Below are 11,014 nucleotides of genomic sequence, written 5' to 3' on the forward strand. Positions count from 1 at the left end.
GCGGTTTGTCAAAGGGACGGGGTTATTGACGGCAACCTGTTAGCTGTTGCCGTCATTCATAGTAAGGATAGAGTATTTAATATTTGCACTTTAATGAGACATCATCTACCAGCACAGAGCTGATGTTGCCTGTGCCGGGCCGGAACTCAAAACGCAATTCCATCCAGTCTGTGCCGGAAGGCAGTAGCCCTGTTGAAAAAGTAAACTGCTGATAAGTGCCGTTGGGCAGGCTCTCAGGTCTATAAACCGGGTCTACCCGGCCGATTTGCCGCCCCCGGTCATTATAGACATAAATTGCAACTTCCAGCTTAAAATCGCTTACCCGACCGAGGAGCAGGTTTTCCGAAGCCCAGAAGGTCACCTCATAGATCCTGCCCGACGCCCCGGGAACAGACTGGGACAATATCGCCCTTTTGTCTGCCGCGGCACCCAATTCAGCAGCATAGTTGCCGGAATGGGCTCTACTGGACCGTTTCACGTTAACTGCCGACCAGTTCTCTGGAACATTCCTATCCAACCACTTTTCAAAATCAGGGTTTCTTAACATGTTTGAACGTGAACATGGCGAATAAACTTTTGAAGGCCCGGTTTCAATTCCAAGCACTTCTACATCGGCCTCCACGTATCGTTTACTGTACGATCTATCGTAAGCCCGAATTATATGGGGACCGTGGCTAACATAATAACCCCTGTGGTCACGCAAGTCCCAGCTACTTCTATAGGTACGGCACTCACCCGGCCCCAGCATAAAAACACCGCTTTTATGATAACCAAAATCGTGATCGTCCCAACGCCTTATTTCCCTGCCATGATGTGAAACGACAAAACCAACGCGCCGGCCGTCCGGGTATCTAAAGGATTTGGGGCGTTTAGCCAGGTTGCAGTAGCTATATATAATCGGAATATCCTCCCCGTGATGGCATCTTCTGCGCCTGGTTCTAATGTCATAACGTATGTCATCATAATATCTGGTAGCATATTCGCTTTCCCGCGGGTATTCGTAATAATCGTAAGCATAATCCGGTATATAAACTCTTTGCCCTGCCCGGAATTGCTTAAACTCCCTAAAGCCGTTCAATTCGGCCAACTGCTGCGGCGTCAGGCCGTGGCGTTCGGCAACCTGGTGCAGCGTGTCACCTCTTTTTATTTGATAAGTGGCCATTATATACATTCACTCCTTCCGGCGTTTACCTACTAATACTGTATGTCAGGGAAGGAGACGAAGTTACCGGAACCCACTTGGTTGTTAATGGCAGCGCCCGTGCCACCGGCACGGGCAATACTCAACGGACGCAGATTATTTCAACATCGTCTATTTTTACGGTGTTATTATTATTGGAATTCGGCCTGAACAAAAACCGCAATGCTATTTCCCTGGTACCTGCCGGCAGAACCCCGGAGGTAAATGAAAACCGTTGATAGGTATTATTAGGAATATTATCCATCGTAAAGACCGGGTCAATCCGGCCGATCAAGTCGCCAGCGCTATTATAGACATAGATCTGCGACTCCAGCGAGAATCTGGAAACCCCACCCGACCGTACATTTTCCCTGGCCCAGAAAGTAACCTGGTAAATGCGGTCAGGCGCCGCTTTGACTCTTTGAGACAACAGCGCTTGCTGGCTGCTGGACCGTCCAAGCTCAGCGGCATAAGAACCGCTGTGCGCTTGATTAGTACGAAATACATTTTGGGAGTTCCAGACAGCCGGGCTGCCATCGCTCCATTGTTCGAAGCCCGGATCGCGCAGCATGTTTGTTTTCGGGCATTCTTCAACCGGCGGCGGCATCGGCCCTGGTCCCGGCTGCTGCCCCGACACCACTCTTATGGTTGTTTCAACGTACTGATTTCTTATACTTCTTGCCACGTTATAGGCGCGGATGCTAAAATTATCCAGGGCCACATAATCACCCTGTTTATTTCGCAAATCCCAGGTGGCCGTATAAGTTTTGCATTCACCCGGCCTATAGACTTCTGTGCCGGTAACTGTGGCGAAAGTTCTTTCATCAGACCAGCGCCAAACTTCCCTGCCGCGGCGCAAGGCTACAAAATCCACCCGCTGGCTGGTGTTGTACTGCAATCTGATAGTTCTGCCGGAAGTGTTGCATTTTTCAAAAGTTATTCTTACCTGCTGACCGCGCCGGTACTGTGTGCGGTTGGTGGAAATTCTATAACGCAGTCCGCTAAAAACTCTGGTGTTAGACGCCCCCGCCCCTGAACCTGGCGTTGTCGGGGTTGTTGCAGTGCCGGTTGGGATTGTTATAACATCCCCAACTCGAATTTGATTTGGATTTCTAATATTGTTAGCTGCAAGGATTGCGTCTACGGAAGTGCCATATTGCCTGGCTATAGTGTAAAGGGTATCCCCGCTTCTTACCCTGTATGTTGTTGCCATAATAATCCCTCCTCCCATTCTAGAGTTGCCTCAGAATATTTTATGTTTTGCAAGGTGTAAAGGTGAACCGGAGAATGGATTAAAACAACCGGGAAAGGGGACACAATCAAAAATCAAGAACAACAGCTTCGTTATGTCGCAAGCTTTTGGGTACATTGATTATTCTTTGGTTGGCAGAACCTCTGAAGGCCAGGTTTAAATCTCTTTTATCCTGCTCGTAAGCACCGTCAACCAGTACGTCGATGTATTTCATAGCCGGCAGGTCTTTAACCTGTTCAAAAGTGTAGCCGGTATAGGCCCAAATATCTAATTTAGGATACTTGTCCCGCACAACGGGAAGAACTTCGGCCAGGGCCGCGGACTGCATCAGGGGGTCGCCGCCCGATATGGTGATGCCCTTTGTAAGCGGAGTAATATTTTCATCAACTAGCTTTAATACATCTTCCGAGCCAACTTCCTGCCCACCCTCGGTTGGAATAAGGTCCGGGTTGTGGCACCCCGGGCACTGGCGCGGGCAGCCCTGGGTAAAAATTACCAACCGAAAGCCGGGACCGTCCACTACGCTTTCTCTGATAAAACCTGAGATCCTTAGTTTTTTCAATATCGCTCTCTCCCGTAAAAATCTATTTGTTTTACTTGCCGAACAGCCTGGCGTAAACCGCCATACGTCGATAGTTGCGGCGCATGGTGGGTGATGACAGGCGATAAACATCCAGCACCTCGTTGAAAAATTTTGCCGCCTCCTGTTTTTTGCCTATTTGTTTTAAATATTTACCTGTTTCAAACAACGCCTGCACAGACCCGTAGCGCAGCAAACTATCTGTCAAACTCTCCGAATAGCTGTGTTTTAACAAATAAAGATATGGCAAGCCGTGCGCCACCTTGGGATTAATCTGAATCGCCGCTGCCAATTCTTTTAAGCTTTGTTCCTTTTGACCCAGGTAATAAAGTGACGCACCCAGGTAATACCTCCCCAGGGCCGAATCTTCCATTTTAACCAGCGCGTTTTGCAGGCGCTCCACAGCCCGGTCATATCGTCCTTGCATGAAGTACATTTCCCCAAGCGCAAGCTGAGCGTTGGCATCATGCGGGTTTACTACCACCTCGCGTTGCAATTCGGACCGGCGCCTTCTTCTCCTGAGCGGGGCCAGGAAATCCGGCAGCATGCCGATAAAGCTCCGGTCTATAAACACAAAGATAATGATTAAAATAAGGAGAGCCAGCAAAGGGTTACGGGTGAGCATGGAAATAATCAGGAACAACCCAAAAAATTTCAAAGAATCCAACTCCGATCTAAGTAGTACATCAACTATATTATATACCATAATCTTGATGTCCTTCCCCCAAAGGTTAAGGATATATTAATAATTTGGTAATTGAAACGTAATTATTGCTTTCTATAATGCGAATAATAGAATATTACATCTTGGAAAGGTGGACTAACACATGGATAAATACGTTTGCACAATATGCGGGTATGTCTATGACCCTGAAGAAGGAGCAGAAGGTGTAGAGCCGGGCACTCCGTTTGACAAGCTTCCGGACGACTGGGTATGCCCGGTTTGCGGTGCCGGCAAGGACCAGTTTGAAAAAGAATAATATTACGGGAGGGTAATTATGAGCTGGAGCATCACCAAATTCAGCGGAGACGAAATTATTAAGCTGGCGGTGGAAATTGAAAAACAGGGCCAAAAGTTTTATGAAATTTCGGCCCAACAGGTTGACGACCCTGAAGTAAGAAAAATTTTTGAACTTCTTGCCGGTGAAGAGGACAAACATATCACAGATTTTGCAAAGCTGGGTGAAAAACTGCCGCACGATTTTACACCCAACGAAAGTTATCTAGGGGAATACGGCAATTATGTTAAAGCATTGATAGACAACCATGTTTTTAACCATGCTAATATTGAAAAACTGGCCGCCAAAGCCACGGTGGCCCGGGAAGCATTGGCCATAGCCTTCAGGTTTGAAAAAGACTCCATACTAATCTTTCAGGAACTGTACAACATGGTTGACGCCGCCGGCAAGGAAATGCTGGCCGGATTGATTGAACAGGAAAAGCAGCACATCAGGAAACTGGCAGTTGATGTAGTGCCCTATAATTGATTCCGGCTATCTTGAATAACCGTAATATTGAGCTTGCTGGAAAGGGGCCGCCGCGGCTCCTTTCTACTTTTTCCGGTAAATAATATGTTCAAGCACCAGGACGGCCAACACGCCGGCGACAAAGCCGTTGCCTATGACCGGTCTCAGAGAAACAGGAAAAGTTCCCATCACATCAGACGGCAGAAATGAAATAATTATTCCCAGCAAAAGGGGCAGCCCCATAATCAAGCCGCTTTCAAAATTAAACCCTCCCTGGGAACCGAAAGCCACCAGCAGTCCCGCTGCAATTTGCGAGCACATGACGTAAATCAACACCGTACCAATAATTAATGAAGGAATCGCCCCGACGAAGGCAACCGCCACGGGCAGAAAAGCAAGTATTAATAAACCCGCCGCAGTCGGCACCAGTGTAAATCTTGAGGCATTGCCGGTTGACATGATTATACCGGGACTAAGGGAGAAATTTACAGGCCCAATCACACTAAAAAACCCGGATATAACATTGGCAAGCCCGGTCAAAGCTATACCCCTGGTTATCCTGCCGCGCATGTTGTCCGGTTTGATCAACTCGCCAACGGACTGAATCGAACCTAAATCGTTAATGGAAAGCGCTAAAAAACAAACCATAAAGGAAAAAATTATGCCGGGATGAAACTCCAGGCTGCTATTAAAGTTGCTGAAGAAGGAAATCGAAAACACTGGTATACCACCGAGATCCTCTATGCCTCCCGGATAAAACAATAAATATATAATGCTGCCGGCAATGATGGCCCAAATAATCAAAGTAGATTTCCAGATACCGGTTAAGTGCCTGCCCGCGAAAAACATTAGAAACACCAGCACCAGGGCAAAAATAAGGTTAAACAACGACGGGGACTTCAATGAGGGCGATAATATCAAGTTCATTATAGTGGGAGCAATGGTAAAAGCGATTAAAATTAAAATAGTGGCTACAACCCGCGGCGTAAAATATTTCTGCAGCCGGCCGAACAATCCTGTCACACTGACTAGGGAAAGAATAACCCCGCCTAACATAATTGACGTGTAAACCGCCGCCGGGCTGTTGCCCTGACTGGCCACGATGCCCACCAGCAAAACCGCTGCCGGCCCCAGGATTAAAGGCAGCTTATGCCCCCAGAGCAGTTGCACCAGCATTGCCACCGCAGTTACAAAGAAAACCTTTTGCACGTAAATAACCTGATCAGCGACATTCCCAAAATAAAGCCCGGCCACCACCTTACCGATAATTATAATGGTGGGGATAGATATCGCCAGCCACTGCAGGCTATATAATACCAGCTCTACCGGAGGTGGAATTTCATCCAACCCATACTTAAAATTCATTTTTGCCAATTGAACCACCCCCTGGGTAAAAGTATATAATATTCTAACACAAATATACTAATCATTAAATTACAGTCCCCCGGCCTTCAAAATAGCTATAAAATAATAAATACCAAAACCAAATAGGAGGATGCATTTATGCCCAACAAAACTCTCCCCAACCGGGAGGATATTGCTCCAGAGTTCAAGTGGCACCTGGAAGACATCTACCCCAATGATGATTTATGGGAAAAAGATTTTAAAGCAGTGGGCGGGCTGATAGAAAAAGTGGAGTCCTATAAGGGGAAATTAGGTGAATCCGCCAAAACTATGCTGGAAGCTTTTCGCACCCAGGAGGACCTTAACCGAATTGACGAAATGGTTTTCACCTATGCCCGAATGAGGCGGGATGAGAACAATGCCAACCCGGTTTACCAGGCACTGACTGACCGGTCTGAAAGCCTGAGCGCCAGGGTTCAGGCTGCCATTTCTTTCTTTATTCCGGAAATTTTAAGCCTGCCGGCGGAAACCCTGGAGCAGTTCAGAAAAGAAGAGCCCGGCCTGGAATTATACCGCTTCGCGCTGGAAGAAATCTACCGCCAAAAACCTCATACTTTGTCTCCGGCAGAAGAGCAAATAATTGCCCGGGCGGAAGAAGTAACCCAGGCCCCGGCTAATATTTTTACCATGCTCAATAATGCCGACCTCACCTTCCCTCCCATTAAAGACGAGGAAGGTAATGAAGTGGAGGTAACACACGGACGCTACATTAATTTTATGGAAAGCAAGGACCGCCGGGTGCGCAAAGACGCCTTTGCCTCAATGTACAGCGCCTACCGGAAATTAATCAACACCGTGGCCGCCACTTACAACTCCAGTGTTAAAAAAGATGTTTTTTACGCCAGGGTACGCCAATATCCCTCGGCCCTGGAAGCATCTTTATTCAATGACAACGTCCCCCTGGAAGTTTACGACAACCTGATTAAAACCGTGCGGAACAATATTGACAAGATGTATCGCTATGTAGCTTTGCGCAAAAAAATACTGGAACTTGACGAATTGCATATGTATGACCTGTATACTCCGATGGTTAAGGAAGTTAAGTGGGAGGTTCCTTACCCCCGGGCCATAGAAATGGTCCAGAAAGGACTGGCGCCGCTGGGAACTGCATATATTCAAACAGCTGCTGAAGGGATTAATTCCGGCTGGGTGGATGTGTATGAGAATAAAGGAAAAACCAGCGGGGCCTATTCCTGGGGACCTTATGGAGTCCACCCCTATGTATTGTTAAATTACCAGGATAATTTGAACAATGTTTTTACCCTGGCCCATGAAATGGGGCATGCCATGCACTCGTATTATGCATACCGGGAGCAGCCGTATATCTATGCCCATTACAAAATCTTTACCGCCGAAGTGGCTTCAACGGTAAATGAGACACTGTTGATCAGGCACTTGCTTGATACCGTCAGTGAACGCGACAAAAAGCTCTACCTTTTAAATCATTATTTGGAACAGTTTCGCGGCACGGTATTCAGGCAAACCATGTTTGCAGAATTCGAGAAAATAACCCACGAGAAAATGGAAGCCGGGGAAGCATTAACCCCGGAACTGCTCTGCCAGATTTACCACCGGCTGAATGTTGATTACTACGGGCCGGATATGGTGGTTGACGATGATATTAAATATGAGTGGGCGCGCATCCCTCATTTTTACAGCGCCTTTTACGTTTATAAATACGCCACCGGATTTTCGGCGGCAACCTCCCTGGCCGGTCAGATTTTGGAGCAGGGAGACCAAGCGGTAACCCGCTACCTGGACTTCCTGAAAAAAGGCGGCTCGGATTACTCGCTCAACCTGTTAAGAGCGGCAGGGGTAGATATGACCTCACCCCAACCGGTACAGGAAGGGCTGGATGTATTCGCCAAATTACTGGACGAATTTGAAAAACATGTTAATAGTTAAAGCACCCGTTAGGGTGCTTATTTTTTTATACCCGTAATTAACTGTCTGCCGGCAATTTCACTAATTGGCGTGACATCAAAGCCTGCATCCTCCAGCCAGGTTTTATATTGATTATAGGTCCAGGTTCCACCGGATTCAGTGTTGACCAGCATATTAACGCCAAATACAGCCGCCCTTACTCCGGTACCCCGGATCATATCATTAACTACAATCCGCCCGCCCTGGTTTAATTCTGCGGCTGCCTCCAGAAACAGTTTTCTGTTTTCCTTTTCGCCATAGATATGGCACACATTCCCTAAATAAACCAGGTCGTAAGGTCCACGTGGCAGCGCAACTGTGAAGTCACCTTTCACCATATTAATCGGTAAACCAGGGTCAAGCTCGGGCAACATCAGGTCAACAACTTCAGGAGTGTCAAGAATGGTGACTTCCGCTCCTTTTTCGACAAAAACCAGCGCATAAGTCAGTGGCCCTCCCCCTACATCCAAAACGCCGGGGTTCTGCGGCAGGTCTTTAAGGCAATACGCAACAATCTCTGTGGCACCTTGGGCCGCGTTGCGGCTCATGGCCCGTATAAAACTTTTTAGCTGCAGGCCAGCCCGCTTACGGGCGACCGGCTTGCCGCTTTCCATAACCCTTGGCAGCTGCAACCAGGAACTCATTAAGTTATAGGCGTGCATAAAACCAAAACCAACGTACTGCTCACTGTTTTCATCGTAGAAAATTGAATACGCCTCACCTGTCAGGCTAATAGAGGATGCTTCGTGTTTTAAGTAACCCAGGGCAACCAGCGCTTCAACCACCACCCAAAGCGCCCTTTGGTCGGCCCCGGTCTTATCCGCCAGCTCCGCCAGTGTGCACGGGCCATCCTGCAAAGTATCAAACAAACCGTTAGTTACCGCCGCACCAACAATTAAAAATTCTTGTGGCAACTGAAAAGAAGTGACGTTAGGAATAAATCTCACCTCCGTTTTTTTAAGTTCAAGCATACGTTATTTTTAATGCCTGCTTATAACTCAATACAAATATACTAAGGTATACTAAGCTAAATACCTTCAAGCTCTTTTTATTTTTATTTAAAAAAATTCATATATACCCACACACCGGCCCCAATTATGGCCAGAAAGAATAACATCCTGATTATTCCCGCCACAAATTTAAACCCAAAGTATAGAGCCAGCACACCGGCACCAATTAGTAGTAGTGTTCCCAAAACAAGAACCTTCTTTCTACAAACAGTTTTTTAACCTGAAAGGATGTTCTTCTGCTAATAAGCAGGCTTTCCATTTCTTTAATATTACCATCAAGATTAATTATTTTAGCCTCATTTTCCTGCCTATTTTTCTCCAGGTTTTCATTTTTACCGTTATATTTTTTATTATTTTGACCTTCTAAATATTTACCAACCTTGCCGTTAATCCTTCATCCGAACTGTTCCAATTGCGAACAAATGATCTGTTTGGGTGTTCTATTTTGGTATAGAATATAATGTCGGCGATGATTTGTTAGATTAACTATAAGTTATTTGGGCAATATCACAAATAATTGAAAAGCTGTTGTCCTTTGAGTTAAAGCACCGTTGCGGGCGGGACTAGCTGAGGTTGGTCTGTCCGGCAGGGAGGTAGGTATACTGGTTTATGATGGTTTGACGGCGGCGTATGGCACGGAAATTGCTTTAATATATCTTATAACTATTAACCCCTACCTCTCAAAACTTTACTTTAACCTCTTTACGCCTGACTGTTGGGCGATTTTTTTTTGGGCAGTTACAAACCAGACACTTTTTTCATCATAAATAAGGGAGGACCTGGCGGGAATGCCACCCCAACCTTCGCCCGTACCCTGTTAATACCAGTAATCCGGGTACTTTCGTTCACTGGACAAGTTGTTAACTACAAGAGCAATTAAGATTAAACATATGGCGCCTAGCCCCACGGGAGAAAATATATAGCTAAAACTTTGCCCTGTGTATACGGCAACAAAGGCAGTGGCGCCGCCAGGCGGGTGCAGAGTGTAGGTAACTGTCATGGCCACGATGGCCATGGTCACCCCCAGGGCGATGGCCCACCAGGTTCCACCAAACAATTGATATACCACAACGCCCATTAGTGCGGAAATAAGATGTCCGCCGATAACGTTTCTGGGCTGGGCCATGGGCACATGGCAGGCAGCGTATAGAAGTACTGCCGAAGCACCAAATGAGGGAAGCAAAAGCGGCAGTTGATAAAGATCTGATAATATCGCCACCAACCCGATTCCCAGGAAACTACCCAGAGCCGTGATTATCAACCCCGCTATGCTCATCTTGGGCAGGTTGGCGCATTTGCCGCCCTTCATTTTACATATGTAGTTTTTTATTCTTTCTCCAACACAGGGATAAACAGCCTGATTTAATTGTTTATTGGCCTCGTTCATAATTTTTACCACCTCCCGGCTTAAATAATATATATTATGTAACAACCCGCCAAGCAGTAAGTAAACTCACTTTTCCAGTGTGATATTGATCACACTGATTGTGCCCCTTTTTTAAAATATTACATAATAAATTTTAAGCTATGGGACTAAATATATTTGGCAAAGTTTGGTTAATATATTATAATAAGATGATATCATTAATATAATGGGAGGTAATCACATTGGCATTTGAAGTATATAGGCCGAGATCGTCAGGAGAAAATTCAGTTGCAATTACTAAACACCATATTAGAATTGGCAATAGATTGGCGAGTCAACTTAAAGGTGATTATGTTGAAGTGGCCTATGATAAGGAGACTAATAAACTACGGGTTAAAGGTGTTGATGAAGGCGGTATGAAGGTTACCAAGAGCAAAATTGGAGCTCGCGGTATTTTTAACTATTTTGGCATTGGCGAGGTAAAAGGCAGTTTTGCAGCAGAATATAATGCAGGTGATAATGCCGTATTTGTGGATTTAAATAAGAAGAAGTAAATAAGAAACCCCTGCGTTTATTGCAGGGGTTTCTTATTTATGATTAATACGGATAAGTTTAATTTGTTTTTTACATGGAAGGCTTATGTTAGTACGCATAGTATGTTGTTATTTAAAGGTCCTATTTACAAGTTCGTTGATAAACTGATCGCCGGCCAGGTAAGGTAGAGTAATATGTCCGGTCCCCCGGTAATTGTTGTTAAACTCAATGCTGGTGGCAATGGAATTTTCGTTTCTGGCCCAGGAGCGCCTGGCCACGCCGCCCATAACATCCCAGAG

12 protein-coding genes are annotated in these 11,014 nt (G+C 46.1%); 4 read left to right on the forward strand and 8 right to left on the reverse strand.

What is annotated here, in order from left to right; translation table 11 throughout:
- Positions 1–76: 76 nt before the first annotated feature.
- The 4 genes from BM056_RS10315 to BM056_RS10330 all read right to left on the reverse strand — a co-directional run bounded on the left by BM056_RS10315 (position 77) and on the right by BM056_RS10330 (position 3,670).
- Complete coding sequence (locus BM056_RS10315) at positions 77–1,162, reverse strand: LysM peptidoglycan-binding domain-containing protein (RefSeq protein WP_165613460.1); 1,086 nt, start codon at positions 1,160–1,162, stop codon at positions 77–79.
- 121 nt (positions 1,163–1,283) lie between these two features.
- Complete coding sequence (locus BM056_RS10320; protein ID WP_207648170.1) at positions 1,284–2,393, reverse strand: BsuPI-related putative proteinase inhibitor; 1,110 nt, start codon at positions 2,391–2,393, stop codon at positions 1,284–1,286.
- 106 nt (positions 2,394–2,499) lie between these two features.
- Positions 2,500–2,994: an anaerobic ribonucleoside-triphosphate reductase activating protein gene (nrdG, locus tag BM056_RS10325; protein ID WP_238456403.1), complete on the reverse strand. Its 495-nt coding sequence runs from the start codon at positions 2,992–2,994 to the stop codon at positions 2,500–2,502.
- A 31-nt stretch (positions 2,995–3,025) separates the two neighbouring features.
- Positions 3,026–3,670 carry a tetratricopeptide repeat protein gene (locus BM056_RS10330; RefSeq protein WP_092471325.1) on the reverse strand — a complete coding sequence of 215 codons (645 nt, stop codon included), beginning with the start codon at positions 3,668–3,670 and terminating at the stop codon, positions 3,026–3,028.
- Between the two features lie 169 nt (positions 3,671–3,839).
- Here BM056_RS10330 and rd point away from each other — a divergent pair, with 169 nt between their 5' ends.
- Both rd and BM056_RS10340 read left to right on the forward strand, forming a co-directional pair.
- Positions 3,840–3,992 (forward strand): rubredoxin, encoded by a 153-nt coding sequence (gene rd, locus BM056_RS10335; RefSeq protein WP_092471326.1) that lies wholly within the window; start codon positions 3,840–3,842, stop codon positions 3,990–3,992.
- 18 nt (positions 3,993–4,010) lie between these two features.
- Positions 4,011–4,499, forward strand: a complete 489-nt coding sequence (locus tag BM056_RS10340; RefSeq protein ID WP_092471327.1) for a ferritin-like domain-containing protein — start codon at positions 4,011–4,013, stop codon at positions 4,497–4,499.
- Between the two features lie 63 nt (positions 4,500–4,562).
- On the opposite strand, the gene BM056_RS10345 is transcribed toward BM056_RS10340, so the two are convergent.
- Positions 4,563–5,843 (reverse strand): uracil-xanthine permease family protein, encoded by a 1,281-nt coding sequence (locus tag BM056_RS10345; protein WP_238456409.1) that lies wholly within the window; start codon positions 5,841–5,843, stop codon positions 4,563–4,565.
- Between the two features lie 138 nt (positions 5,844–5,981).
- On the opposite strand from BM056_RS10345, the gene pepF reads away from it, so the two are divergent.
- A complete protein-coding gene (gene pepF / locus BM056_RS10350; protein WP_092471329.1) occupies positions 5,982–7,787 on the forward strand; it encodes an oligoendopeptidase F in 1,806 nt (601 codons plus the stop codon).
- Between the two features lie 17 nt (positions 7,788–7,804).
- Here pepF and BM056_RS10355 read toward each other — a convergent pair whose 3' ends face one another.
- From BM056_RS10355 to BM056_RS10365, 3 genes are all read right to left on the reverse strand, one after another.
- Entirely contained in the window at positions 7,805–8,719 is a 915-nt protein-coding gene (locus BM056_RS10355; protein WP_238456404.1) for a methyltransferase, read from the reverse strand.
- A 140-nt stretch (positions 8,720–8,859) separates the two neighbouring features.
- The gene (locus tag BM056_RS26185; RefSeq protein ID WP_165613462.1) at positions 8,860–9,000 is read right to left on the reverse strand and encodes a hypothetical protein; all 141 of its coding nucleotides are present in this window, start codon (positions 8,998–9,000) and stop codon (positions 8,860–8,862) included.
- A gap of 632 nt (positions 9,001–9,632) precedes the next feature.
- Positions 9,633–10,202: an HPP family protein gene (locus tag BM056_RS10365; protein WP_092471331.1), complete on the reverse strand. Its 570-nt coding sequence runs from the start codon at positions 10,200–10,202 to the stop codon at positions 9,633–9,635.
- A gap of 221 nt (positions 10,203–10,423) precedes the next feature.
- On the opposite strand from BM056_RS10365, the gene BM056_RS10370 reads away from it, so the two are divergent.
- Positions 10,424–10,735, forward strand: a complete 312-nt coding sequence (locus BM056_RS10370; protein WP_092471332.1) for a hypothetical protein — start codon at positions 10,424–10,426, stop codon at positions 10,733–10,735.
- The last annotated feature ends 279 nt before the right edge of the window (positions 10,736–11,014 follow it).

Origin of the sequence: Desulfotruncus arcticus DSM 17038, from assembly GCF_900113335.1 — a bacterium.
In the GTDB taxonomy this organism is placed as follows: domain Bacteria; phylum Bacillota; class Desulfotomaculia; order Desulfotomaculales; family Desulfallaceae; genus Desulfotruncus; species Desulfotruncus arcticus.

Bases quoted from the DNA above. Each gene is read 5' to 3' on its own strand.
- BM056_RS10320 (WP_207648170.1), bottom strand. From the start codon at position 2,393: ATGGCAACAACATACAGGGTAAGAAGCGGGGATACCCTTTACACTATA.
- BM056_RS10315 (WP_165613460.1), bottom strand. From the start codon at position 1,162: ATGGCCACTTATCAAATAAAAAGAGGTGACACGCTGCACCAGGTTGCC.
- pepF (WP_092471329.1), top strand. From the start codon at position 5,982: ATGCCCAACAAAACTCTCCCCAACCGGGAGGATATTGCTCCAGAGTTC.
- BM056_RS10345 (WP_238456409.1), bottom strand. From the start codon at position 5,843: ATGAATTTTAAGTATGGGTTGGATGAAATTCCACCTCCGGTAGAGCTG.
- BM056_RS10365 (WP_092471331.1), bottom strand. From the start codon at position 10,202: ATGAACGAGGCCAATAAACAATTAAATCAGGCTGTTTATCCCTGTGTT.
- rd (WP_092471326.1), top strand. From the start codon at position 3,840: ATGGATAAATACGTTTGCACAATATGCGGGTATGTCTATGACCCTGAA.
- BM056_RS10340 (WP_092471327.1), top strand. From the start codon at position 4,011: ATGAGCTGGAGCATCACCAAATTCAGCGGAGACGAAATTATTAAGCTG.